At 60.8% G+C, this 23,679-nt stretch carries 22 protein-coding genes; 10 read left to right on the forward strand and 12 right to left on the reverse strand.

Annotated elements, in window-relative coordinates; translation table 11 throughout:
- Nucleotides 1-1,774: 1,774 nt before the first annotated feature.
- From DBY63_RS17485 to DBY63_RS17510, 6 genes are all read right to left on the reverse strand, one after another.
- Nucleotides 1,775-2,404 (reverse strand): ParA family protein, encoded by a 630-nt coding sequence (locus tag DBY63_RS17485; RefSeq protein ID WP_223855338.1) that lies wholly within the window; start codon nt 2,402-2,404, stop codon nt 1,775-1,777.
- A 1,004-nt stretch (nt 2,405-3,408) separates the two neighbouring features.
- Nucleotides 3,409-6,072, reverse strand: coding sequence for a DEAD/DEAH box helicase (locus tag DBY63_RS17490; protein ID WP_108576310.1), 2,664 nt, complete (start codon nt 6,070-6,072; stop codon nt 3,409-3,411).
- Between the two features lie 39 nt (nt 6,073-6,111).
- Nucleotides 6,112-6,834: a hypothetical protein gene (locus DBY63_RS17495; protein ID WP_108576309.1), complete on the reverse strand. Its 723-nt coding sequence runs from the start codon at nt 6,832-6,834 to the stop codon at nt 6,112-6,114.
- A 35-nt stretch (nt 6,835-6,869) separates the two neighbouring features.
- On the reverse strand, nt 6,870-7,430 hold the full coding sequence (locus DBY63_RS17500; protein ID WP_108576308.1) for a hypothetical protein: 561 nt from the start codon (nt 7,428-7,430) through the stop codon (nt 6,870-6,872).
- The gene (locus DBY63_RS17505; RefSeq protein ID WP_108576307.1) at nt 7,427-7,819 is read right to left on the reverse strand and encodes a hypothetical protein; all 393 of its coding nucleotides are present in this window, start codon (nt 7,817-7,819) and stop codon (nt 7,427-7,429) included. Before DBY63_RS17505 ends, DBY63_RS17500 begins: the two co-directional genes overlap by 4 nt.
- Nucleotide 7,820: 1 nt before the next feature.
- Entirely contained in the window at nt 7,821-8,072 is a 252-nt protein-coding gene (locus tag DBY63_RS17510) for a hypothetical protein (RefSeq protein ID WP_108576306.1), read from the reverse strand.
- Nucleotides 8,073-8,311: 239 nt separating this feature from the next.
- Here DBY63_RS17510 and DBY63_RS17515 point away from each other — a divergent pair, with 239 nt between their 5' ends.
- On the forward strand, nt 8,312-8,527 hold the full coding sequence (locus tag DBY63_RS17515; RefSeq protein ID WP_077172088.1) for an Imm31 family immunity protein: 216 nt from the start codon (nt 8,312-8,314) through the stop codon (nt 8,525-8,527).
- Between the two features lie 123 nt (nt 8,528-8,650).
- Here DBY63_RS17515 and DBY63_RS17520 read toward each other — a convergent pair whose 3' ends face one another.
- Entirely contained in the window at nt 8,651-10,480 is a 1,830-nt protein-coding gene (locus DBY63_RS17520) for a phosphoadenosine phosphosulfate reductase family protein (RefSeq protein WP_108576304.1), read from the reverse strand.
- Between the two features lie 375 nt (nt 10,481-10,855).
- Here DBY63_RS17520 and DBY63_RS17525 point away from each other — a divergent pair, with 375 nt between their 5' ends.
- From DBY63_RS17525 to DBY63_RS17540, 4 genes are all read left to right on the forward strand, one after another.
- A complete protein-coding gene (locus DBY63_RS17525; RefSeq protein WP_108576303.1) occupies nt 10,856-11,863 on the forward strand; it encodes a CBASS cGAMP-activated phospholipase in 1,008 nt (335 codons plus the stop codon).
- Nucleotides 11,864-13,015: a cyclic GMP-AMP synthase DncV-like nucleotidyltransferase gene (locus DBY63_RS17530; protein WP_108576302.1), complete on the forward strand. Its 1,152-nt coding sequence runs from the start codon at nt 11,864-11,866 to the stop codon at nt 13,013-13,015.
- 86 nt (nt 13,016-13,101) lie between these two features.
- Nucleotides 13,102-14,646, forward strand: a complete 1,545-nt coding sequence (locus DBY63_RS17535) for a ThiF family adenylyltransferase (protein ID WP_256594424.1) — start codon at nt 13,102-13,104, stop codon at nt 14,644-14,646.
- A complete protein-coding gene (locus tag DBY63_RS17540; RefSeq protein ID WP_256594425.1) occupies nt 14,625-15,119 on the forward strand; it encodes a Mov34/MPN/PAD-1 family protein in 495 nt (164 codons plus the stop codon). The genes DBY63_RS17535 and DBY63_RS17540 overlap by 22 nt, the downstream gene beginning before the upstream one ends.
- A gap of 218 nt (nt 15,120-15,337) precedes the next feature.
- Here the strand turns inward: DBY63_RS17540 and DBY63_RS17545 are convergent, their stop codons facing one another.
- The 3 genes from DBY63_RS17545 to DBY63_RS17555 form a co-directional block, all read right to left on the reverse strand.
- Entirely contained in the window at nt 15,338-16,597 is a 1,260-nt protein-coding gene (locus DBY63_RS17545; protein WP_108576299.1) for a DUF1173 family protein, read from the reverse strand.
- A 186-nt stretch (nt 16,598-16,783) separates the two neighbouring features.
- Entirely contained in the window at nt 16,784-17,353 is a 570-nt protein-coding gene (locus DBY63_RS17550; protein WP_108582473.1) for a hypothetical protein, read from the reverse strand.
- Nucleotides 17,354-17,524: 171 nt separating this feature from the next.
- The gene (locus tag DBY63_RS17555) at nt 17,525-19,150 is read right to left on the reverse strand and encodes a methyl-accepting chemotaxis protein (protein ID WP_108582474.1); all 1,626 of its coding nucleotides are present in this window, start codon (nt 19,148-19,150) and stop codon (nt 17,525-17,527) included.
- 413 nt (nt 19,151-19,563) lie between these two features.
- On the opposite strand from DBY63_RS17555, the gene DBY63_RS17560 reads away from it, so the two are divergent.
- Together DBY63_RS17560 and DBY63_RS17565 are read left to right on the forward strand one after the other, a co-directional pair.
- Entirely contained in the window at nt 19,564-19,797 is a 234-nt protein-coding gene (locus DBY63_RS17560) for a hypothetical protein (protein WP_108582481.1), read from the forward strand.
- Between the two features lie 11 nt (nt 19,798-19,808).
- Complete coding sequence (locus DBY63_RS17565) at nt 19,809-20,360, forward strand: hypothetical protein (RefSeq protein ID WP_108582475.1); 552 nt, start codon at nt 19,809-19,811, stop codon at nt 20,358-20,360.
- Between the two features lie 7 nt (nt 20,361-20,367).
- On the opposite strand, the gene DBY63_RS17570 is transcribed toward DBY63_RS17565, so the two are convergent.
- Together DBY63_RS17570 and DBY63_RS17575 are read right to left on the reverse strand one after the other, a co-directional pair.
- Complete coding sequence (locus tag DBY63_RS17570) at nt 20,368-21,006, reverse strand: thermonuclease family protein (protein WP_256594428.1); 639 nt, start codon at nt 21,004-21,006, stop codon at nt 20,368-20,370.
- A 262-nt stretch (nt 21,007-21,268) separates the two neighbouring features.
- On the reverse strand, nt 21,269-21,904 hold the full coding sequence (locus DBY63_RS17575) for a hypothetical protein (RefSeq protein WP_108582477.1): 636 nt from the start codon (nt 21,902-21,904) through the stop codon (nt 21,269-21,271).
- A 121-nt stretch (nt 21,905-22,025) separates the two neighbouring features.
- Here DBY63_RS17575 and DBY63_RS17580 point away from each other — a divergent pair, with 121 nt between their 5' ends.
- The 3 genes from DBY63_RS17580 to DBY63_RS17590 all read left to right on the forward strand — a co-directional run bounded on the left by DBY63_RS17580 (nt 22,026) and on the right by DBY63_RS17590 (nt 23,523).
- Entirely contained in the window at nt 22,026-22,508 is a 483-nt protein-coding gene (locus tag DBY63_RS17580; protein WP_108576388.1) for a hypothetical protein, read from the forward strand.
- 171 nt (nt 22,509-22,679) lie between these two features.
- The gene (locus tag DBY63_RS17585; RefSeq protein ID WP_007162497.1) at nt 22,680-22,946 is read left to right on the forward strand and encodes a hypothetical protein; all 267 of its coding nucleotides are present in this window, start codon (nt 22,680-22,682) and stop codon (nt 22,944-22,946) included.
- Between the two features lie 127 nt (nt 22,947-23,073).
- The gene (locus DBY63_RS17590; protein ID WP_108576389.1) at nt 23,074-23,523 is read left to right on the forward strand and encodes a hypothetical protein; all 450 of its coding nucleotides are present in this window, start codon (nt 23,074-23,076) and stop codon (nt 23,521-23,523) included.
- The last annotated feature ends 156 nt before the right edge of the window (nt 23,524-23,679 follow it).

Genomic DNA, 23,679 nt, shown 5'->3' on the forward strand with positions numbered 1-23,679 from the left:
CAACCTGCAAGCCGGCCTCGGATAGGCAAGATCTCAGATTTTATCGTTTAAAATCAGCACCTTAGGAATGTTTTCCTGCGGTCTTCACATTGAACGCCTCGAGGGGGAGCGAACTTAACCCCGCGTTTTATCGCCTTCGTGCTAGCGCTGTGCATCTGGACAGCCGCAATTTGTAGCAGGTGGGACTGCTCACCGGTGGATAACAGCCGGCATCCGTAGTCGTGACTGCCGGAATCTGTAGTCGACCGACCCGGAATTCGTAGTCGCGTCAGCCGTAATGCCTAGTCGCATTACCGGATTCTGTAGTCGATACCCCCCTTGGAACCCTTTGCTGGCGCGGCTTCCAGCGTCTTAAAAACAAGAGAAAAACAAGAAATAAAGATCTAAAAAGCTCTTAAAGGGAAGGCAGCTGTTGATAAGCACGCCTCGGCATAGACGTTGATCTGTAATCGACTACAGATCACGGCTGAGGGACCGTAGCCTGTGTAGTGAAGGTCCTGTACGTCTGCGCACCTACCCTTTCCACCGGATGGCAGCCCAACGAAATATTCGTCGACAGCAGGTCCAGGGGATCCAACCGGCTTCGCAAACCATCAAGACCTTGCTAAGACCCTCGTCAAATACCTAACGCTGTGATCCTGATGGGAATACACCGAAAACGGGCCGTACTATCGCCATGCGCCCGATTCTAGAGTCGACGTCGCCCCACCCACAAAACAGCAAGCTTCCTAGATGGCACGTGATCACCTTCTGCTCAGAAGGGCACCGATCGCCAAATTCATTGATGTCCAAGGCATACAGCCTAAGCACCGGATATTGACCCTAACGCACTGAGGTACCTCACTGATCGAGGTCTCGGCAGCTTTGCACCTACCAAAAAACGCTGGTACGACCAGGTTGGCTAACTGAGGTGCGCAAGCATGGAGGTTTAGCAAGTATCGAGCAGCTCTGGGCGATCAGTCCCTGATGAGTGCTTCACGCAGCTAACCAGCCACGATGCACAGTCGCCCCGCCCTCGCCTGCCACGAATACCAGCTCCCCATTAGGATTTAAGGGGTTTTGATGATCTGGTGCCGCAGGAGCGCGCGGAACGCTGGCAACGAATCCCAATACAGCTATCAGAAGCAGTCCTGGGAGGCTTTGAGGATGGGATCCTAGACGCGGCGCGCTGGCAAGCGAGCTAGTGACGACAACACCAGCTTAAAGCTAGCCAGCGCTAGACACACCGGTCGGTGAATTACGTTGTAAGCAGCTATCAGCCTACCGCGGCCAACAAGCTTGAGACGTTCACCGCTGTGACTGAAGGTGTCGGCGCTGAGGATATGCATCAGCTTGCGCTGACCTACTTCATGATATCTGGCAGAAGCGTTGAGATATCGCATGCCAGACATCGCTTTCAGGCAACGTGCGGTCTATCTCCCGTATTTCTCGCACCAAAGATCGAAAGCCTCGATGAAGATGTCCTGGCCTGTCAGCCCTAGGTCGATACGCGCCAACTGGAGTTTCCTGTATCGTTCAGCGTCGCACTTCACGCTGAGCGTCCTGTTTTGTCCAGCTTTCGCTGCTGGCGCAGGCTCCTCGGTCGTATGCTGTGTAGCGACCGGGTTGCTTTGAGTAACACTAGGTACTGACGGTGCTGCAGATGTGACAGGCTCCGCCGCTTTGGAGGTGTTGAGCATTGAGCCGAGATCTCGAGGAGTGCGAGCCATTGGGTCCTACCTTCTATGCAAATTCTTAGACATTCATGCGAGTGCTTGAGTGCTTGAGCAAGCACTTAAGCACGTGCTTGCTGGAATTCTAACTCTTCCAAAACGTAGTCGCACAGCTTTCTGATGTCCCGCGCTGCCGAGCAGCTTGGTCGAAGCTCCTGCGGTACCCTACCGTCAATACCGGCTTCGACCATGATGGTACGGCGCGGCATCGGTGGGCAAAGCTTGCCGTGCTGAGACAGGGCCACCATCACGTCTTTAGTAATGTTCGTGTTGAGCGTCACTTCGTTCAGAAGGAACACAAAGGGCTTGTTCTCATCCTTCACCAACGTCAGCGTCTGCCTTACTGCACGCAAATCGTGTGGGCCTGCTTTGACCGGAATGATCACGAGGTCAGCGAATTTTACAGTCGCAGTGATAACGTCGTTAGACTCGGGAGGTGTGTCGATGAGGACGTAGTTGTACCCCTCCCCTTCCAGCACGCTGAGTGCCGCCCCTAAGCTCTCGTATGGGACGTTTGACATTTGCGGCTCTTCAATTTCACGCTCTTGCCACCATTCGGTAAGGCTGCCTTGCGGATCCGTATCTATCAGCATTACCCGATTTCCCCGGCGAGCCAGCTCCACTCCCAGGACTTCCGTCGTAGTGGTCTTACCAACACCGCCTTTCCTCGACGCAATCACCACTGTTTTCACTAGAGATCTCCTTAAGTACGCGCTCGCCCGCTTAGGTGCGTGTTTGCTCATTTGCTTACGTACGTGCTTACGCGAGCGTTCATGCAAGCAATTCTTGCGAGTATACGTTTGCATGCTCGCACGCTCAAGCGTACGCGTGCGTAGGTAAGCACTCATGTGCTTGAATGCGTAAATGCTTGCGTGTGTCCTATGATTTCCAGGTGGTTGCTTGGGGCGCTTAGAAATAATCAAGTCTGAGGCCCGGGTATCGACACCCTCTGCGTGCGTAACCAAGCATTTGCTTATATAAGCATGCGCGTCACAAACGGTAGTTTTGGGTTGAAGTCGGAGATAGTTAACCGGTGAAAGCAGATAGATGTAAGCCATAACGGGTATCGCTAGGCCGCCCGTTAGTAACGGTTCATGCACCGAAATCAATGCGGCGACTCTTTCGTCGTTCCCGTAGAGACCGGTGGCCAACACGCTTGCCGGAATGGCGACCCCCACACATGCTTGGGTGCTTGGGTGCTTGGGTGCTTGGGTGCTTGGGTGCTTGGGTGCTTGGGTGCTTGGGTGCTTGGGTGCTTGGGTGCTTATGCGAGCACGGGTATCTACGGTGCGCTCTTAGCGGCGACCTGATCACTCATCAAACAAATTGGAATAGCCGCTCACTTAAGGGCTTAAGTGCTTAGGTGCTTAGGTGCTTAGGTGCTTGCTTAAGTATGTGCGCATTTGCGCATTCCGCACCTGTTAGCACATGGGAGCCCTGGATTTGCTGGGAAGCCAGGCTCCCGGCAAGAACTGATCTGCATAGGCGAGGGGCGTAGCTCAGCTCCTACGATTTTGAAAGTGAGCCCATGCTTCCGCGAGTAAGCGCATAAATACGTAAGTGCGTAAGCACTTACGTACGTACCGGATTGCGCAGGGGGTAATGCTGAGGGCGTTTGGAAGCTCCCGCGTTCCTATTTTGAACGTGAGCTAAAAAGGGTTGCCGGCAGCTGTGAGTCATCTCGCTGCTCAGACTGCTACGAGAAAACGCCCAAGCCGCGCAGCGCAGCATGCTTCGCATGGGCGAGCTTGCCGGCCTTCAGCAGGGTTTTCTGCCGAGACACCCACGAACCCAGCCGCAGCCCGTCGGCAGTTACATGCTTCACCGGTACCGAGGCGCCGGCATTGGCAGCCAGGTAGTCTTGGAGCGCTGCATAGTGCTGTTGCCAGGCAGCTTCAGCAGGATCGAACGAAAACCCAGCGGCCAGCAGCCGGCCGTGGTCCGGATCCTCCGGTTTGTCCTTCAGCCGCGTGCGTTGATTCGAGCACCACCTGCCGAGCCTGTAACCATCGCTAGTCACGTAGGCGATTGGCACATCGCAGTGGCCATGCGCGGCCTTGAACTGCTCCAGGTGCTGCAGGCCCTGATCGAAGGCCGCACCGAACATCTCCCACACGAAACCCAGCTGGTTCAGCAGCTCGATTCGCTGCTGGTCCATTTGGCCGTCGCGGTAGCGCGCGCGCTGATTCCCGACCCAGGTACCGAGCGCTGTCCCATCAGGCAGCACGAAGTCGAGCGGCACGCTCACGTGGCCATGCTGTGTCCGGAATTCCTTCAGGGCGGTATAGGCGGCTTCCCAGCGGGCATCCAGCACGCCAGCGTCGAAGTCGAAGCCCAGGGCGGCCAGCCGATCACGCCTGGACAGGTCGATCTGACGGCTGCGCTGATTCCGGCACCAGTCCGCCAGATCGGTACCGTCTACCAGCACCTGGCGCTGGGCAACGCGCAGGTGGCCATGCTCCTCCTTGAACGCCATCAGCGCCTGATACCGTTTCTCCCAGGCGTCGTCGAAGGGGCTCAGGATGAAGCCCAGGGCCTCAAGCAGCCGCTTCTTCCGCGGCGCCAGCCGGCCGAGGCGATAGGCCTTGCGCTGCTCGCTGCACCAGTGGCCCAGGGCGAGCCCGTCCGCGGTGACGACGTCGATGGCGGGGGAGGGCGATCCTGTGTCAGCCAGATAGCTGCGCAAGGCTTCGTATCCCCGCTCCCAGGCATGCTCTCGCGGATCGAACTCGAAACCGATAGCCTCCAGCTGCTCGGCACGGTTAGGCGCAAGCCGGCCTAGCCGGTGGAGCGCGCGCTGGCGTGAGCACCAGGCGCCCAGGGTGTGCCCACCCGGTGTGCGATAGCTGCGCGCGACCCGGGCGTGGCCACGGTCAGTCACGAACGCTCGCAGCAGCCCATAAAAGTGCGGCCAGCTGCCGGCGATGCGCCCTACCAGCTCCGTCGATAGCACCGCCTTGAGGCTGGCGGCCCAGGCGCCGGCGTCAGGACGGCCAGCAGGCGCGATGACGTGCAGCTTGTTGAACCAGCCGGGCGACGTAGGTTGTCCGGTTTCGCCCTGGTCCACTGCGGCGCGCTGCACCTCGTTGAGCATGGCGTCGTCCTGCTCGGCGAGCGCCGCCAGGGTCCGCCAGACCGTGGACATGTCGCTGCGCGCCACGGCCTGGATGAGGGACTCGCCGGAGCTCCGCTTCAGGCGCAGGGGTATCAGGACATAGCCGTAGCGCTTGCCCGGCGCCTTGCGCACGGCGCGGCCGAGCGCCTGGACGATGTCGACGTGGCTCTCCCGCCGGTGCATGAAGGCGACCAGATCGGTATCCGGCACGTCGACCCCTTCAGCCAGGCAACGTGCGCACGACAGCGCTGCGCGCGAGGCCCGGCCGTACTGGTGCAGCAGGCGGGTGCGCTGCCACGAGGGGAAAGAGCCATCAATGTGGCGCGCCCAGAAGTCACCGGCACCAACGGCCTCCCGCAGCGCGGTGGCGAAGCGCTTCGACTGCGAGATCCGCGAGTAGAAGGCGAAGGCTTTGCGTGCGCCGACGTCGGTCATCGCGCGCAGCAGCTCCTGGGCGTGCACCGCGTAGCGGCGCTCCTCATCGTCCAGCGCCTCGGCGAGCTGCTCGTCGTCCGCTTCCTCCACGGAGATGATGACGCGGAAATCGCAGATGATCCCCGCGGCGACAGCGGCGGAGTAGCTGAGCTCGTAGGCGACCGGACCGAAGACGGCCTCATCCGTCATGGAGTAGATAGGCCCGGTACCGGCGGGGCCTTCCTCCTCAGCGATGGCCAACGGCGTCGCAGTGAGGAAAAGGCGCCTGTCGATGCGCAGGGTAGGGTGATCGTTCAGCGCGAAGCTGTTGCGCCGGCCGGCGGCGCCGGCTGTCTTGTGCGCCTCGTCGAGGATCCCCAGGTCAAAGGCAAAGCCGGGCGACAGGCCCAGGGCGAGGGTAGGGGCACTGGCGTAGGTGCACAGCACGATGAGGTCTCGACCCAGGGCACCGACCTTCAGCGCGATCTCCTCAGGCGAGGTGGTGACCGCCACCGGTAGATCCTCGAGCACCTCATGCTCGTCGTCGAGCGTGGCCACGCTCTCGTCGCTGCAGACGCATAGCACGCGTTCCAGATCCAACTCGGCGTTGCTCACCCAGGCCTGCAGCGTCTGGCTGACCAGCGCGAGCGACGGTAGGAAAATGACGATGCTACGAGCACCGAGCGCTGCAGCGACGCCCTGTGCAAGCCGAGTCTTGCCGGTCCCACACGCCATATGCACCTGCAGCCGGGCCCGCCGCTTGAATCCGTCCAGGATGCGGGCGCGGGCTTCGAGCTGGTGGGGGGCGAGGAGGCTGTAAGAAAACTGCATCGGTAGTGGGCGGCGGTGACGTAGTAGGGGAGGGGGGGATTATCGCACCGATTCGGCTGGTGCTTCAGGTGCGCGCCGGCGCACAGGGATACCCCGGCGCTGACGGGCGCTGGCATAGCGGGCAGGGGTCCCTCCATGCTGCGCCGCCAGGTCCTTATCTGACCAGGTACCCAGCAGGCCGGTGATTTCCCTGAGCGGCGTCTTGTTCGAAAGCACCTGCTCGCCCCGGCGGATCGCCTGGATCTGCACCACGCCGCAGCCGGCCCGGGCGGCTAAGGCCTCGTCAGATAGGAGGGGTAGCAGCGCCTGCAACTCGGCCGTCCAGTTCAGGGCGTCGCGGGTCGACGGAATGCCACGGTCCCGACGCAATTTGCTGACCACGGGTTGAGCGATGCCGAGCGTCGAGCCGATCGCCAGGTCCGTGACGGTGCCCAGCATGGCCTCCATCTCTGATCGATCCGGCACGTGCCGGGGGATGCCTAGCCGCGTGCGTACCTGTTGGATCTGGAAGTCGCTGAACCCGAACTCGCGCGCCAGCTCGCCATCCGAGCGCTTGCCGAGTTGCGCTACCTGGTCAGGGCTCAAGACCGCCGGCGCCACGGTAGCGCGTGGAGGTGACGGGATCTTGCGCTCCGTACGCCATTTCCAGATCAAGCGTCGGTTGACCCCCAGTCTCTTGCCCAACTCGGCATCCGGCAGCTTTCCGAGAAGCTCGGCCACCTCGGCGGGCGGGCCATCGCGCTTCTCTTTCCAGGTCAACATCGGGGCGTTCGACGCCGGGCGCGCAGGACGGCTCTTCACGGTTGGAGCCAGAACGCGAGGTCGGGGTAGGTAGGCAATGGACGGTAAGGGGTAGCGCGGACGACGCAGAAACCGGCGTGCATCAAACCATGAATGCCGATGTAGCGACGTGCCGCCAAAGCAAGACGGATGTCGCGGCCGCCGCCGCTGTATTCCCTGTCCAGGATGATGAGCTCATCCGGTACGCCTAGATGGCGACCGGCAGCCCAGGCCCAGGCGGTGGCTTCTGGGTCGCTCGCCTGCAGAAGCGCTCGAAGTGTCGGGTGATCCGGAGGCAGCTCCGATACCGACGGGTCGTCGAACACCTTGCCGATCGCGCGATGGACGTCCCCGGACAGCATCGCGCGGTAGAGTGTCGGCACCAGCGCCAAGTGGCCAGCCTCGTGCAGCAGTGCCGAGATCGAGCACCGCGGATCCAGGTGAAGCGCCCCGGCAACGACCTCGATATGGTCGATGAAGCCCGATGCGCCCGGGCGCCAGAGAACGGTGAGGCCGATATCTGCCAGGAACTCAGCGGTCTTCAGAACGTAGGGGCAACCAACGGAAAGGGAGGTCATGCGGGCGATCCATCGGCCTGGTGCTCAGGGCGGCGCCGGGTGATCAGGTAGTTCCCAGCCAGGGAAGAGATCACCAGACCAGCGAACAGTCCGACACCGGTCAGGTTGCCCCCCTGCAGGTGCCAATGCGGCTGCTGATAGGCCATGGGGCCGTCTGGCATCTGGATCGTCAGTGGCGGCTCGGGCAGCGTGATGGTCCAGGTACCGTCGAGGTTGCCCTCGGCTCTGCCTCTGACCTTGCAGCTCGACGCACCGTAAGACTTCACGACCGCGCAGCGTTCCTTGTCCAGAAACACATCCACCGGATCCATGATCTGCAGGGCGAAGCCGAGCCTCATGAAGAAGGCTAAGCACATGGCCGTCCAGACGATGCTCAGGAGAAAACGCATATCAAATTCTCGGTCGTGGCAGCAACCCGAGCTGCGTGAGCTGGTCGGTCGGTATCGAACGCGCAAGATTCCAGAGCAGTGCAATGCGCTCGGCCACCAGGTGCCGCGTCTCGTCGTCCTGGCTGTAATTGTACGTTGATGTGCATAGCGCGACGTGCCCATTGTCCAGTCGTACGGTCCGGCCCTGGAACTCTGTCGTGCCCGCTGATAGGCGGATCAGATGCTCGATTTTCTGGCGGGGATCGGTGGACATAACAATTCCTACGTTCGATTGGCTGAGCTTGTCTTTCGCCGGCTGATAACGACCCTGGAGGGCTGTGTCGGTACGGCTAAAGCATGGCACGTGCGCCCAGAATGCAAGGGGTGAATCCACACCCCCAGACGGACTAGACTCCCGGATAACTCGACCGGTCAAGGTCACGCGCCAGAGCCCTTCGAGTCGATGAGTCGCGATCCTGCGGCCGCTTTTTTTGCTACATGAGAATCAACCAGATGGCGGAAACCATAGGCTTTTTTCAGGAGGTCGAAATCTGCAACGCTGATCACGAACACTATGGGAAAAGGGGCGTGATCTTGGGTATCAGCGAAGAAGGCGAAAGGCTGTTCGGCTACGCTGTTTTGATTCACGGCATGAAAACCACGACCTACTTCGAGCCGACCGATTTGGCGGTCACAGGAACAGAGTTCCCCCGAGAGCAATTCTATTGACGGGCCTCTCTGTTCTGCCGCAGCACTTCGGGCACCAGTCCACTTCGCCGCTGACTCCGACCCTTTGTTCACCCTGGGCGCCTCCTGGGCTGCCGTTTGGCGTTTGTAGGGGAAGCGCCAAGCCTAGAAAGCCATCAGGTACTGGCCAGAGTCTGTCACCGCGGGCGCCGGCCGTTCGGCGGACGCCGCATACGCACGCAGCCGCGCCGCCAGCGCCTCAGGATCGTTGAGCACGTCGCGCACGCCGGCGCGATGCAGCTGGTTGCCAATCCGCAACATGCGATCCCAGGAAGAGTGGCCACCCTTTTTGAAAGAGACCACACCGAAGCGCGCCAGGTAGTGCACGACTTCGGAGGGATAGACGTCCGTGTGCGGACCGTAATACTCGAGCGCGCGGTCGAGCTCGAATTCGTAGAACAGCTCTACCCCCTCGTCGTCGATATCGAATTCCTGCGTCTCGTTGACGTGGGTGTAGTAGACCCCGCCCTTGTTGATCACATGCTCGGCGCCGGCGGCTGCAGCGCTTACCGAACGCAGGCCCTCATGGAAGCCGTTGAAGTGGCGATCCGCGAAAGGCACCTGGATCGACTGGCCGACCTTCAGCGCAGACCGTGGGTGCTCCTCGTAGACCTCAGGAATCGCGTACCGGCGGCCGCGCTCGCAGATCTCGCGGTATTCGTATAGAGCGGTGAACGGGCGCTGGTAGGCGTAGCGCCCCCAGTACAGGTCGATCGTCAGGATCTCCTTCATGCCCAGCAGCGTGAAGCGCCGCGGCTTGCGGTTGGCCATGGCCCAGTCGGCCTCATTGGCATCGATCGTCAGCGCATAGCGCAGCAGCTCCAGGCAGAATTGTGGCGAATACGCGTTGGCGGCGATCGTCAGGTAGCCGGTGTCCGGGTCGACGGTGCGCGACGCCCAGTTGCGGGCCGCTGGATCATAGTGGCGGGCCTTGAGGTAGTTGCGGAAGTCGTTCAGAGGCTTCATCCAACGATGCTTGCCCGACTCCTCGGCCAGCATGTTGTCCATGCTGCGATCGGTGCTCACCCGCAGGCAGCCCCAGCAACCATGACGGCTGCCGCACGAGGTCTTGCGCTCGGCGCCGCCGTCACGGATGAACACGTTGATCATGCATTCGCCGGCCGCGTCCCGGTAAACGTCAGTGAGGCGCTTGAAGTCAGAATAGGTTTCAAAGCGCTCGTTGGTGACTTCAGCCAGGAAGCAGAAGATGTCCTCGGTGGTGAAGTCGGCGATCGGACTGAGCACCCAAGTCGAAGTTTCGCCAGGCTTGGCCGTGTTGACAGGGACATCGGCGCGCTCGCCGCGGGCTTCCATGTTCCGCTCGCGGGCTGCCGATTCGTCCCGGCGGGTGCCGATCAGCAGGACCAGGTCCTCGTCCCGGAAAGCTTTGCCCAGCTCGGCCTTGATCTTGGCGCGGATCTGGCGCTTGGTGCGCTCCAGCGGCGCCTTCTTCAACTGCTGCTGGCATTTGGCGCTGTTGCCCGGGAGGCTGGCCACCGTACGGCCGCCGATCATCAACACCAGCCAGTTTTCGGTGAGGTTCGGCCGGCAGATCCACACCCGTACCGGAAGCGCTTTGGCCTTGGCATAGGCGCGAAGTGCCTTGATCTCGCCCTGGGCATAGGCGTGCACCACCGGGTTTTCCATCAGGGTGTCGCTGTTCATGACGTGCAGCTCGGGGACGGCGAACTCCTCGGCTTGCAGCTCTTCCATCGCTCGCAGGGCTAGCGCGACCATGACGCTGCTGTCCTTGCCGAAGGACGATGCGGCTACCAGGTGCTTGCCCGCCTGCAGCAGACCTTTCACTACCGCGACCGCGGCCCGCACCTTCTCTGCTAGGGAGGGCTCCACCAGCCGCGCCGGCGCCGTGATATCCAGGAGGCTGATGGCGTGTTTGTCAGCGGGGCGGAAGAGGGTAGGGGCGACGTGCTGCATGGCGGTAGCTCGAAAGTCTTGAGGTACCCTCAAGCTACCGGCGATCTTCAGAATGCAAGTCTCGTGTCGGTTTCCGACCCAAAGCTGCCTTTGGCGGTGGGCAGCTACCGGCCAAAAGCTGCCGTCGAAGCCCGCTCCCTCCGCTTTAGGCCAGAAGCGACCATTGGTTCTTGCGATGAATGCATTCCAGTTTTCCCTGGCCCACCTACTCAATCGCCGCCCCTCACCTAGACAACAAATCAATGGCCCCTCCATAGGCCAAGGCGTGGCTACATCAAAGATTTAGACAAGCCCATATGTAGTGCTAGCATTTAGCCTTTGATACCATATCCGGTATATTGCAAGCTGAGGTAGTTAGGCTGCGAAGGAGGGGCTATGGCATCTACTGAGTCACGAAGACGTACCTACCATGTCCTGGCACTATCCGGGGGAGGGTATCGTGGGCTGTATACGGCTACGGTACTAGCTGAGATGGAGCAGGTTCTAGGCCGGCCGATTGCTTCGCATTTTGATCTGATCTGCGGAACCTCAGCGGGGGGACTGCTTGCTTTGGGGCTGGCAAGCGAGATTCCAGCGCCTGAGCTGAAAGCCATGTTTGAAAACCAAGGCCAGCAGATATTTGGAGCACGCAGCTGGTGGCGCCGGCGAGTAGGAATGTACTTTAAAGCCAAGCACTCCAACGAGGGGCTACGGTCGGTACTGGAACAGCGCTTTGGAACGACCACCATCGGCGATCTGAAGCATCGAGTACTGATACCTGCAGTTAACTATACGACCGGCCGGGGTCAGTTTTTCAAAACCCCACATCACCAGTCCTTTGAGCTTGACCATCGGCTAAGCCTTGTCGATGTCGCTCTGGCTACTTCAGCAGCACCGGTCTACTTCCCATCTGTCCGTAACTCTCGTGGCGTCTTCGTCGACGGTGGATTGGTGGGCAACGCTCCTGGTTTGTTTGGCCTCCACGAGATACGCACTTTCTTGGACAAAGACCCAGAGGCCCTTGTCCGAGTGTTGGCGATTGGAACCATGACTGTGGGGGCGACGATTAGTGGAGGCACTGACCTGGATCAGGGGCTGCTAGGGTGGGGTAGCAGCCTATTCGACCTAGTCATTTCGGCGCAGGAGTCATCTGTCGACTACATGCTCACTCAGTCCATCGGTGGAGATTATTTCAAGATTGATGACCCTGTGACTCCTCAGCAGAGCAGTGATCTGAAGTCACTGGACGAGGTAACAGCAGCGTCCACCCTTACGCTTCGCGATCGAGGAGCAAGCGCTGCACAGCGCGCTCTTGGTGATCCTCGCTTCGCTCCTTTTCGCAACCACGTTGCAGTACGTCCCACTTTCTTCCATGGCCCGAACAAGAATTCGGAGGGCGCGTAAATGCTCAATGTCTCCAAGCTGTTCTATACGGAAACAACAGATGACTGTCTGCTGAGCTCGCTTGAACTTTCCGATACCGAGCGGGCATACATCGCTTCGGCCAAAGAGGACGTACGTAACTGTCTTCGCGCAGGTATTCCCCACTTTCTACGGTCGAAGGGCTACGAAGGTCAGGTGCCGACACCACGTTTTTTCACTCAAGGATCTTGGGCTTATAAAACGCTCAACGCTCCCGCACACATTCCCCCACAGCAAAGCGACTGCGACGACGGAGCTTACCTGCCGATCAGCTTCTTGAAAGCTACGAGAAGACCTAGCCTTGCGAGTGCGATTTTCTTCGAGGCTGCAGAAACTGCGCTTGCAGAGTTCGTAGAAAAAAGAAGGTACCTTGGCTGGCGACTCATTAAGGATAAGGACACGTGTATCCGGGTCGAGATATCTGATACGGCCCACATCGACATTCCGCTCTACTCAATCCCCGACGAGGAATATGCCACCCTCACTCGGGCTGCAAATATGCGCGGGTATATGAGCTTGGATGAAGCCTTTAGCGCTCGTCGGAGCGAGTCGTGGGCTGATCTGCCCACCGACCAGGTAATGCTCGCGCACAGAAAGGAAGACTGGATTAGCTCAGACCCACGACCAGTAAAAAAATGGTTCGTTGAGCAGGTACAAGACAAAGGCGAGCAACTCCGGCGCATCGTTCGTTACCTTAAAGCCTACCGTGACTGGCAATGGCAATCAGGTGGTCCTTCATCCATATTGTTGATGGCGGCGGCTGCGCCGCTGTTCACCAAAATTCGTGAACGAGATGACCTCGCACTGCTGGAAGTACTCAAAGAACTTCCTGCCGCGTTACGAGCGGGGGTTAATAATCCTGTTGATGATTCCGAGAGTCTGACCGCCCGGCTCGGTGCGGATGAGGTTGAGCAGGCAGCGAGAAAGCTCGAAGAGCTTGAGGTGAACCTCAACGGTGCGGTTAACGCATCGGATGCTACCTCAGCATGTTTGTGGCTCCGCAAGATGTTCGGGCCACGCTTCCCGATGCGTACTGATTTGGTGAAAATTGCCACTGTTGCAGCAACGATTGCAGCGATACCTGCTCAACCCGCTGTCGCTAGCGAGTTCGTTGGCAAAACCAAAGCTGGGTAGAGCAAATGGACTCTCCGCACGAGGCAGTCATCGAAGCACTGGCAGCGCGGGGGTTCCGGTACGCCGGGCGTGCGGCGGACAGTTGGATGTCGTTCTATGGTGAGCTCCGTACCACTGAAGGTGATCACGGCTGCGAAGTGTGGGTTGATCCTGACTTCTTCGCATTGCCTCGAGTAAGGCTCTGCGTCGTACCAGAGAGCCTTCGCCCGATTGCCCCACATATCGTTGGGAACGGGGGACTCTGCTACCTCGCTGCAGGCATGGTTGTCCTAGACTTTTTCGATCCTGTCGGACAGACACTTCGTTGCCTCGAAGAGGCAGAGCGTGTGTTGGGGCAGGTGCTCAGGAAGGAGCTGGTAGCTGACCTCACCGAGGAGTTTTTCATTCACTGGTACGCGGGTGAATGCATCTTCGATGTGCAAACACCGAAGTTGGGGGAGGTACCTGGCTTCTGTTTGCTAGGGAGGGAGGGCTCCCGTATTCCGGTCATCGCGGATGATCTGGAAATCACATCCATGAAGCTCGACCTTATGGGGTTCGAGGCTAAGCGGCAGCGTATCCCCGCGTACATCGTGCAGACCGATGTAGAACCTCGGCCAAGCCAAGAGAACTGGCCACCTAAAACTGTGGCTGACTTTTTAAGTTGGCAACGCCAGCTGGATAAGTCCTGCGCTAAGAAAGTCGAGCAGCGCATCAGCGAAGCATCACGAAAGACAGGCAAAGATGCTTTGATCATCATCAAATCACCACGGTTACGGTATGGCATTCAAATCCATTTCGATCGGTCTGCCCTACCTACAGAAAAGCTTGCGAATGTCCGTGGGACTCAGCGCTTGTACAGCTATGAAATCACTCGGATCCATGCAATGCGTTTGGATGCAGCCTATTTGGCTCAACGTAACATTCCAGGAATGCAAACGCTGGCTGGTAAAAAAATCGCAGTTATCGGCTGCGGGACGATCGGCGGATATCTGATTGATGCTTTAGCAAAGGCTGGGGCAGGTACTGGAGGTGGTCTACTGACCCTTGTTGACTATGACACTCTAGGTTCACAGAACCTTGGTCGACATCGGCTCGGCATGCAGGCGCTATTCATGAATAAGGCGGAGGCGATGCGCATCACGCTTCGGGTCGAAAACCCCTCTGTGTCGGCTCGCTCTTTGGAAGTCGACGCTCGCGATGCCCATCTTGGCCCCATTGATTTGCTGATCGATGCCACTGGAGAGGAATCTCTAGGTCATTGGCTATCACGGCGGTATGCCGATGCGCTGCCGATGCTTTCTGTTTGGATTGAAGGCCCTGGAGTTGCTGTCCGGGCGCTGATGAAGAAGCCTGGTCCAGGCGGCTGTTACCGATGTCTGAGTGAGCATCAGCGTGCTGGCTGCCTCCCCACTGTTGAAGGCGGGGTGCCACATTTACTGGCCGGGCATGGGTGCGAAGGACTGTACGTCCCTTTTCCTGCAACGGTTTCCCTTCAAGCGGCAGCTCTTGGTGCCGAGATGGTATTGGCTTGGGCTAATAACACTGAAATGCCGGCGTTGCGCACCAGAATCACAGATTCGGCTTACGACTTGGCCACACCAGACTGTGACGTTGTGACGGCGAAGGGGTGCCCAATTTGCAGCACCTAACAGATTGGTCAGCTCATGACGGTAGATTTCTCATACATGTTCGGCCATGCGTACTTTCAGTATTCGAAGCTTATGTTCAGCGCAACACATCAGACCCGGAGAGCGGCGGCATTCTCCTTGGTATTGTCCATGGTTCTCACCTAGAGCTGGTACACGCGACGCCCCCATTCCCTACTGATAGACGGACTCGGTACAGCTTTGATCGTGACTTAGAAGGGCACACCGAGATAGCTGATCAGCTATGGCATGAAAGTAAGGGGATCATTCGGTACGTAGGTGAATGGCACACTCACCCGGAGATCATCCCGTCACCCTCAGGTATTGATTTGATAGAGTGGAAAACGTCAGCTGCTAAGCGTACGGATGGTCGACCTCTCCTAGGGCTAATCGTGGGAATTAAGGGTATTTACATTCAAAGCACTTCGGCCTCGGGCAAGGCATTGGTCTACGACGTGCTCACGAAGAACGTCTAGACACTTTCTGCTCCGCGCGCTCCCAGGCGGGGCGCTCTGATCCCTCGCACGTATTTAATGTCAGCTACTGGCCGGTAGCTGCCGACCGCCAACGGCACCTTTGGGTCGATTGCTGTCATCGGCTAATTTCCGTTCAATTGTTTCCAGAATTTCGCAGCAATTTCGGAAACCGACAGTGAGCCCGGACGTTTGCGCTGCTAGCCCGGTTTCGCGTTGACCTACCTGGAAGACCCGTATGCCGCGGGGAACGCCGGTATGTGTTCTCCGCGAGGGTCCTGGGTCGCGTCCCAGCGCCACCAGCCCGTCTTGCCGTACTCGCTGCAGTACCACTGTTCTTTCGTGCCGCGCCGTTCCAGGTACTGCGGTGTGGCCATGCCGAAGACCTCGAGCGCAAAATCCTGCTGCATATCGAGCAGCCAGAAGTCTGGGAAGACCGCGCACTCATCGGCGTCGTAACGCAGCGGCTTGTCGAACTTGCGCCCCTCATCCCGCAGCTTCTGCTCGATTTTGCCTTCCAGGTCTGAATCGAGCGGGATCCACTGCTCGCTCACCTGCATCAGCGCCACCTCGAGCACATCCGCCTGGTGGGCTTTACCCGGGCGCTGCGCGATTTGAGCGATAGCGATCACCCGGCTTCCCCTTCGCCAGGCGCCCAGCTCCCGTCCGAATCGGCGAGAGGCGGTTTCCCATACGGCAGGGGGCAGGTAGAGCGTTGGCATCCCGAATGGCCCAGTCACCGGCAATCTCTCCGGCGAGCCGCTGTGCCGCTCCTCGTCGTACCTGGCCAGGGGACTGACGACGACCAGCCGCCAGTTGCGTGAAGCCGCGTTCGTGGCGATCTCGCGGTTGGTGGCCTCGCGCCGCTTCTCTTTCTGAGCAGCCAGCAGCAACACCTGGTCGAGCTTGATGCGAGGGGCTACCGAAACCCGCCCGGCGCACTCGTGAAGCAGGTGAGAAACCAGCTCTCCATTACGCTTTCCCGCCATCGCCGGATACCAGGTGGTGAGCCGGCTTTCCGACCAGAGAAGATGCAGCAGGCCCAGGAGCGTCATGGCCGGCTTCTTCACGCCCGGGGCGGCCGGCGGGGAGGGCGCCGCATCTTCAGCTTCCCCAGGCGCTTGCTGCCGTACGCCCCGGGCGAGCCTCACCTTCATACCCCCGTCGGCGGTTTCTTCCACCACGCCGACTGCGTAGCCCTGCAGACCGGAGCGTTCCGGCGCTGCTGCATAGAAGCGACAGTCATTGGCGTGCTCTGGGCCGCTGTGAGGGTAGCGGGCAAGGTGGTAGCCGTCCGATCCTTCGCGCAGCTTGATCGTCAGCTTTCGCTCGCCGCTCCCGGGGCATCCGCACAGACCGTGCTCCCGGCCGTAGGCGCGTTCCAGGACGCGCTTCCAGGCCGCGGCATACTGAGGATCCGTTTGGAACTCAGGGGAGTATGACTTCCCGCCCAGGGTGATCCGATAGCGGTTGTTGAGCATAGGCGTAGGCCTCCAAGCCATGGTGGCAGCAATCTCCCCACCGCGGCCCGATAGCGAGTGTCGCCGGCCAGCCGCGCTGAGGGGGAGATCCCTGTCAGTACAGCACGGCAGCCGCCTAGGCAAACGCCGGATTGAGCACGCTTCGGGCGTGAACCGCGCAGATTTGGCCGGCGGCCGGCAGTGACGCTAATCCCGGTACTGAAGACCCACGGCGGATCGGCAGTTGCGATGCTCCAGGCTGCCAGCCTTATACGGCCAGCAGACACGGTCCTTCATGCTTGGCGTCTGGTGCACCACCGTGACCTTCGTCGGCTGCGGGGGCGCCTCTTCTGGCGCCAGGCTTCGAGGGGCTTCGCTGAAGCTCACCACGTTATCGGCCCCGCGCGGTGTGAAGTTCCGGTCGTTGAAGACGGTCTGCTTGCCGGCCGACGCTGCCGGCGACTGAACGTTCGAGGGTGGGGTTTCCGAGGCGGCCGCATTTCCTTCCACGGGTGAAGGCGTGGCGCGGCGCACCGTGCCGCGGACGGTATCGACCGGCTCTGGGGCAGGGTGGGCTGCAGCCTCGGCGCGAGGGGCGGGCTGGTAAGTACCTACGGATAGCGGTGGACCCGGAAGAGCCCGGCTGGCCAGCTCCAGGGCAGCAAGTGTCGCGAGGCCGCCGACGGCAAGGCACACGACTAAAGCGACCGGCCGCGCCCTACGCGGCTTCTGCACCAGCCAGTCAGGCGCATCATCAGGCTCAGCACTCATTGCCATGTTCAAAAGTCCTTTTTCCTTTGCATCCAGGGCGACCAGTCGGTGTCACTCGGTGGTGCCTGATTACTGGTGCTAGGTTAAACGGAATTGGCGCTCAAGCTTAGCCATTGTCACGCCGACACTGGCTTCGCACGTTGAGACGATGCAGGCTGGAGAGCCAACGTCCGCGAATTACACACGGAAGCGGCGGATTTGTCCGTTCAGTTCCACGGCAAGCTCGGAGAGCTGCTGGCTGGCGGCTCGGGTCTGTTCAGCGCCCGCAGAAGTCTGCGCCGAGAGATCACGAATGCGCACCAAGTTGTGGTCGACCTCGCGGGCGACTTTGGCTTGCTCTTCGGCTGCACTAGCGATCACTAGGTTGCGCTCGTCGATGCCCGACACCGACTGGGCGATGGTGGCCAGGGCGGCGTTGGCCGACTGCGCCTGTTCGCGGGTCTGGCGGGCCTGGTCAGCACTGGTCAGCAGCGCATCGACGGTCTGGCCGGTGCCCTGCTGGATGCTGCCGATCATGCCTTCGATCTCGCGAGTGGACTCCCCGGTGCGGTGGGCCAGGGCGCGTACCTCGTCGGCGACCACAGCGAAGCCACGGCCGGCATCTCCGGCGCGCGCGGCTTCGATAGCGGCGTTAAGCGCCAGCAGATTGGTCTGCTCTGCGACCGAACGGATGACGTCCAGCACCTGGCTGATGTTGCGGGTCTGCTCGGCCAGCTGACGCGCCTGTTCGCTGGCGCCCAGCACGTTCTCAGTGAGCATCTCGATGGCGCCCAGGGTATCGGTTAGCTGACGCTGGCCCTGGCGTGCGGTCTCGGTGGCCTGACGCGATTCGGTGGAGGTCGAGGTCGCGTTGCCGGCCACCTCGTCCACCGCCTGGCTCATTTCGGTGACGGCGGTTGCGGCCATCTCGATCTCGCTATTCTGCTGCTGCAGTGCGTGGGAGCTCTCCTGCATCACCGCAGTCATTTCCTCGGCGGCCGACGCCAACTGGCTGGCGGAATGGCCCAGGTGACCCAGGGTGTCGCGCAGGTTGGTCTGCATCTGCTGCATGGCCTGCAGCAGCTGGGCGGCTTCGTCGTGACCCCGGGTATCCAGGGTCTGGGTCAGGTCGCCGCCGGCGATGGTCCGGGCGGCAAGGACCGCCTCGGCGATGGGGCGGGTCAAGCTCAGAGTCAGACGCCAGGCCAATAACAGCGTGATGCAAACCGTTAAACTTACGGCAATCCAAGTAATGGATTTTGTCTGAGCGTAAGTCTCGTTAGACTGCCTTGCCGAGCTCCCCATATCGTCGAGATTGATCTGTACCAATCGATCCGTTTGGTCATTCATTCTGGACCCGAGCTCGGTCATGCTGGTTTGAGCGAGGTGACGCGCTTCATCCAGCTTTCCATCTGTGACCAAACCGGCTACTCGCCCAACATATTGCATGTATTCGCTATGCAGCCGTTTCACGTTTTCAAACGTAGTACGTTCATCGTCTGAATCGATTAGCTTTTCGTAGCGGTCAAACCCCGTCTCAGCCGCCTTAGTTATCTGATCTATAGACTGCTTGGTTTTCGCGACGGTGGTGGGATCAGGAATCGCAAGGAGACGCAGCAATTCTGTTCGTGTGCGTGCTACCTGAGTAGAAATGTCATCTGCGTTCACTATGCCAGGGACTGCGTCTTGCTCAATCTCCAGGCCTTGGGCGCGCATGGTCGCTAGCTGCATTTGACCGAACAGACCCAAGCCGACGATCAGGGCGGCGGTCAGGCTGAAAGAGAGCAGCAATCGTTTGGCTATTGATAGCGATCGAAGAGACATCGGGTATAGCTCCGTTTGGTGTTACCTCCTTGAATCGGCTCGCCGCTTCGTTTCTGTAGAAGATTTGTCACATTTTTCCGAGAAGGCTCCGCGTGAGCTATAAGCCCCTACTTCACGGCGATGACGCCGGTGTAGCTGTCGTCGCGTGCAGTTGAAAAGCAGTTGCGTGAGAGCCGTTGTACAACACAGCCCGACAGGGAGCAGCCCTTTTGGTTCGAGCCGTTACGCCGTGTCCGCTGCACCCTGCCTGCGAAACAGGCAGGCCTATGTAAGAAATTTCAATTGCCGTGCGCGCCGCTGTAGACGACACCGCGCACCTCTACTCGCTGGCGCCCAAGACGGCGCCGAGTTGCATTTTTCAAATGCTCGATACCGTGCAACGGATCTCTCATCACTCTCGAGGCATTCGGAACATGGCTACCCAGAAACACTTCGACGCCGCGGCCGAGCGGCTGCTCGGCAAAACGGCCTACCAGGGCCTGCTGGCATCCGGTTATTCGCGCCCGGACTTCTGCCGCGAAATTGCGCAGATGGCGTTCATCGGCTGCCTGGCCGACTCGGCAAGCAAACAGGACGATCTCCTGCTGATCCGCCAGGTCGCTGGGCGGCTATGGAAAGGCGCCGGCGATACTGGGTTGGACGAGTAGGGGGTCTCGTAATGGACGACATCAAGAAAGCGGAGAGAAAGCGCTTCGAAGCGGCCACCCAGCAGGCGGATTGGAACGCGGTGGTGCAGGGCAACCCCACCAACACGGTGCCGGTCTGGATCTATTCGGTGAATCCGGAGCACGGCGCCCGGTTGGTCACACAGCTCTCGGTCGAGGGCTACCGCGCCGCACGCCAGCGCGGTGGCCTGCCGCTGCCAAAGGGAATCCAGGCGTGGGACGCGCTGCAATACGCCTTGACCAACTACGAGGCGGCGAAGGATCACGCGGCGCGCCTGGTGCTGCACGAAGAGCTTGCGGGCGCCCTGCTGACCTATGCCAGCCACACCAAGACCTGGGGCATGCTTCCCCCGGTAGGCCAGGTGCAGGGCATCCACGTGGTGATCGGCGATTGGAACACCCGCAAGGCCGGCCGCGTGTTCAAGCCGGCAGCGGTCGTGGGCCGTGAGCTGCTCAGCCGTCCGGACGTAGTCGCCCTCCTCGACCAGCTGATCGCGGCCCATACTGCGAAGCATCCGGCAGAAGGCCCCATCCGGGCCCGCTAGTTACCGGCTACCGGCAGATGGCTTCGCACGGCACCCCGTCGTGGTCGCCATCGATCCGGCTGTTGCCACAGTGCTGCAGCTGATACTTCGCCTCGGCACAGCTCGCCATCTGCCTGCAGGCCTTCAGCGGTGTGCAGCTGAAGGATCCCGCGGCGCTGGCGCCCTCCGAACCGCCAAATTGAGAGAAGGACGTCGGTCGCTTCGGCGGTACTGCCGCCGGCGGCTCGCCCTCTCCAGCTTGCGCGTCTTGACGCTGATCACGCGCGGCGCGGCGCCACTCCCACGGCGGTACCTGCTCTGCCTCCGGTAGCGCCCACAGGCCACGCTTTTGCGCCTTGGCCTGCGCTTCCAGATCCAGCAGCGATCGATCCTTCAGGTATTGGCGATAGACCCACGCGGCGCCCTGGCGCACCTGCTCGGCATTCACGTCCGTATTGCCCTGGTACACGCGGGCCACCCGCCGGCCGTAACGGTCAGTGTCTTGCACCTCCAGGCGGACATCCTTCGAAAACACCATGGCCGCCAAGGATTGCTGGGCGCGGTTGCCGTAGGGCTGTTTGCTCTCCGGGGTGTCGATTTCCGCAAGCCGGACCTTGATCTGCTGCTTGGCGGTGGTGAGGCACGTCAGGGTGTCGCCGTCGTGCACGCCCACCACGCGGCAGTCGATCGTTTCGGCGAAAGAGAGGGTAGGGAGGGTTAACGCAAGGGCTACTGCTAGCTGCCGAAGCATATGAGGTCTCAGATCCGTTGTAAGAGGGGAGGTCCGCTATCACCGGGCGGGCGCTGCCGCGTTTCCGTACTGCCAGCGACGCCGACGCGGGAGTGTAGCGGCGGTGCGGATGACTGGCAGGGTCTATGTGGGGCAGAAGCGGACAGAGGAGCGAAAGGTGGCTATAAGCGGAGGCGGGCTAGCGGCGGTGGCCACCGTCAGTGGCGGTACCGCCGGCGGCCATCTTCTTGCGGTTGGGGCGCTTATACGCGGGGATCTGGCGCTTCAGGCGCAGCTGTCTCACCTTGCTGTAGTGGACCCCGTGCCTCAGGCCGATCACTCGATCGCTATCGGTGCCCAGATCAGCCAGTAACGCCTCGCTCAGCGGCTTTTCGTCCTGCAGCTTTGGAATGTCGCGCCGTTTGCGTTCGCGGTACACCAGGTCGTCAGGAATCCCGAACCGGTGAGCGAGCTCGGCGTCTCGCAACTTGCCCAGTAGCGGCACAGCCTCCGGGGGCAGGGTGTACACCCGCGGCGCCCGCTTCGCCGGATCCAGCCCCTGGCGCAGGCGCATCAGGTAGACCGCGCGCCGGCTGATGCCGAGCCGCCTGGCGACGGTCGCATCGGGTTCCTGTCCAAGGAGGGCAAGGTTCTCCGGGCTCCATCGGAACAGCGTCTCGCGCTGGAAGCCGCCCTGCTTCAGGTCGTAGGGCGCGATGGCCAGCGACTGCCGCTTGCGCGCCACGGTCATGCGCGACATACCCCACCGGTCGCCCAGGGCGGTATCGCTCTCGGTGCCCAGCAAGGCAATCATCTCGTCCGTCCAGGTCTTCATCGGAACTCACAGCATCTGCAGCGCCAGCCAGTCTAGCGGCATGGCGCCAGGCGGACCACGGCAGGCCTTGCGTTTTCCGGATCGGTGAGAGGGTAGGCCATCACCTGATGGAGACCCGAATATGGTACCGGTTGAACAGCTCAAAGCCGCGGTGGAACAACTTCCGAAGTGGAGCCCGCAGATCACCAGTCAGGTAGGCTGGGTCAACTGGCGCCGCGGCTTCCAGATCAAGGCGCTCTGGTACGGGAATTGTTCGCTCCTGTGCTACCTCGACTTCAAGGACAGGGTCGCCCGGGACGACACCTTGGCCACTGCCTTCAGGCGGTTCGCCGCGCCCGGCGCCCGGCCGCGAAAGAGCGATGGCCATGGCTGGTCCTGCCTCGACTACTCGTTCCAGTCTGACCAGTTCGTGTCCATCAATGAGCTGGCGGAGATCGCGGACGCCAAGGGTTATGCGTACACCGTCCTGTACGTCCAGGAATGTGTGGGTGCTCGGCCGGTCTTCGCGACGCTGGGCATTCCGCTGGTACCGGGCGAGATGGGCAAGGAATGGGTGGGCGGCCAGTTCATTTCCTACGCCTGTCCTTCTGGCCAGAATCTGTAGTCGTCTGCCACGCCTGCTGCCTGGAAGAGACCAGCCAAGGCCGGGCGGCGCGGTACCCCGTCACCCGGCGAGCCGTAATCTGTAGTCGTACCCTGCGTCACCTGACGACCTGCTGCCGGCCATCCCGGCACTGCGCGGTATCATCGCGCCTCAACTCGTGAGGCGTGCGCAATGCTGGTGATCCATCTGGAAAGTGGTCGAGTAATCAACCTGGAGCGCTCGGTGAGTACCGTCAACGGGTACGGTATCTGGGAATACCATCGGAGCCAGAGCTCCAGCATGTGGGTGCCCGACTACACCCCCTACCGCCACCTCGCCGTCAAACCGCCGGACCCGGCCATTGGCCAGAAGGTCACCGTGGCTATCTGCAAGCTCGGCGCGCCGGAGGAAGAGTGGAAGCCGTTCAGATCCGGGATCGCGGGATTCGACGGGATCTGAAAGCGGTCGCAGTAGGCGAGTTAGGCCTACCCCGGTGCGCCAGCTGCTGAGCCCATCGCGGCTTGCGTATCTGAAGACCTATGGGACGTTGGTCAGCATCACTCAACGATGCTGACGGAGCTTCCCCATGCAGACCCCCAACACCTCATCGACTCCGGCTCTGCCGCTACAGCTGTGCGTCCACCGCTATTACTCCAGGGCCGAAGACCCGGCCTTCCAGCAGCTGCTTGTGGTTTGGAACCAGGTGGCGCCGATCCTCGCTGCGGCGCCGGCCGGCACCATTGCCAAAGTCGACAGCGAGTCCCTGTTCGTCGCGCCGGTAGGTGGTGCTCTGGCGATGTTCCTGTCCGCAGACCTCACCCCAACGGCCGTCGACGGCAACATCTTCCGGCCTGAGGATTTCGACGGCATCGGCGCCGATGAATTTGCCGAACTGCAGAGTGCCTTGGAGCGCTGGATGGCTGCGCCAACGTACGACACGCCCTGCACCCCGTCTCACCTCGCAGACGTGCTCGCCGCTAACTACGGGGAGGCGGGAGCGCCACGTGAATGGCGGTGGTCGGGCGAGACCCTATAGGCCTTCAGTAGCAAGGCTTCACGCCTTGCGGTCCACCAGGGCAAGCAAGATTCGCATGCCCTGGAGACACCCCGCGCCAGTCGGTATAGCGGAAGTATCCCAGCCGGTATACTTCCGCTCTTGAAGCATCCCCTCCGGCGCCACATCACCGTTCAT

Origin of the sequence: Pseudomonas sp. RIT411 (assembly GCF_003057735.2) — a bacterium.
In the GTDB taxonomy this organism is placed as follows: domain Bacteria; phylum Pseudomonadota; class Gammaproteobacteria; order Pseudomonadales; family Pseudomonadaceae; genus Chryseomonas; species Chryseomonas oryzihabitans.

Coding starts and splice junctions, on each gene's coding strand:
- DBY63_RS17490 (WP_108576310.1), bottom strand. CDS start 6,072: ATGCAGTTTTCTTACAGCCTCCTCGCCCCCCACCAGCTCGAAGCCCGC.
- DBY63_RS17495 (WP_108576309.1), bottom strand. CDS start 6,834: ATGTTGACCTGGAAAGAGAAGCGCGATGGCCCGCCCGCCGAGGTGGCC.
- DBY63_RS17500 (WP_108576308.1), bottom strand. CDS start 7,430: ATGACCTCCCTTTCCGTTGGTTGCCCCTACGTTCTGAAGACCGCTGAG.
- DBY63_RS17505 (WP_108576307.1), bottom strand. CDS start 7,819: ATGCGTTTTCTCCTGAGCATCGTCTGGACGGCCATGTGCTTAGCCTTC.
- DBY63_RS17510 (WP_108576306.1), bottom strand. CDS start 8,072: ATGTCCACCGATCCCCGCCAGAAAATCGAGCATCTGATCCGCCTATCA.
- DBY63_RS17515 (WP_077172088.1), top strand. CDS start 8,312: ATGGCGGAAACCATAGGCTTTTTTCAGGAGGTCGAAATCTGCAACGCT.
- DBY63_RS17520 (WP_108576304.1), bottom strand. CDS start 10,480: ATGCAGCACGTCGCCCCTACCCTCTTCCGCCCCGCTGACAAACACGCC.
- DBY63_RS17525 (WP_108576303.1), top strand. CDS start 10,856: ATGGCATCTACTGAGTCACGAAGACGTACCTACCATGTCCTGGCACTA.
- DBY63_RS17530 (WP_108576302.1), top strand. CDS start 11,864: ATGCTCAATGTCTCCAAGCTGTTCTATACGGAAACAACAGATGACTGT.
- DBY63_RS17535 (WP_256594424.1), top strand. CDS start 13,102: ATGTCGTTCTATGGTGAGCTCCGTACCACTGAAGGTGATCACGGCTGC.
- DBY63_RS17545 (WP_108576299.1), bottom strand. CDS start 16,597: ATGCTCAACAACCGCTATCGGATCACCCTGGGCGGGAAGTCATACTCC.
- DBY63_RS17550 (WP_108582473.1), bottom strand. CDS start 17,353: ATGGCAATGAGTGCTGAGCCTGATGATGCGCCTGACTGGCTGGTGCAG.
- DBY63_RS17555 (WP_108582474.1), bottom strand. CDS start 19,150: ATGTCTCTTCGATCGCTATCAATAGCCAAACGATTGCTGCTCTCTTTC.
- DBY63_RS17560 (WP_108582481.1), top strand. CDS start 19,564: ATGGCTACCCAGAAACACTTCGACGCCGCGGCCGAGCGGCTGCTCGGC.
- DBY63_RS17565 (WP_108582475.1), top strand. CDS start 19,809: ATGGACGACATCAAGAAAGCGGAGAGAAAGCGCTTCGAAGCGGCCACC.
- DBY63_RS17575 (WP_108582477.1), bottom strand. CDS start 21,904: ATGAAGACCTGGACGGACGAGATGATTGCCTTGCTGGGCACCGAGAGC.
- DBY63_RS17580 (WP_108576388.1), top strand. CDS start 22,026: ATGGTACCGGTTGAACAGCTCAAAGCCGCGGTGGAACAACTTCCGAAG.
- DBY63_RS17585 (WP_007162497.1), top strand. CDS start 22,680: ATGCTGGTGATCCATCTGGAAAGTGGTCGAGTAATCAACCTGGAGCGC.
- DBY63_RS17590 (WP_108576389.1), top strand. CDS start 23,074: ATGCAGACCCCCAACACCTCATCGACTCCGGCTCTGCCGCTACAGCTG.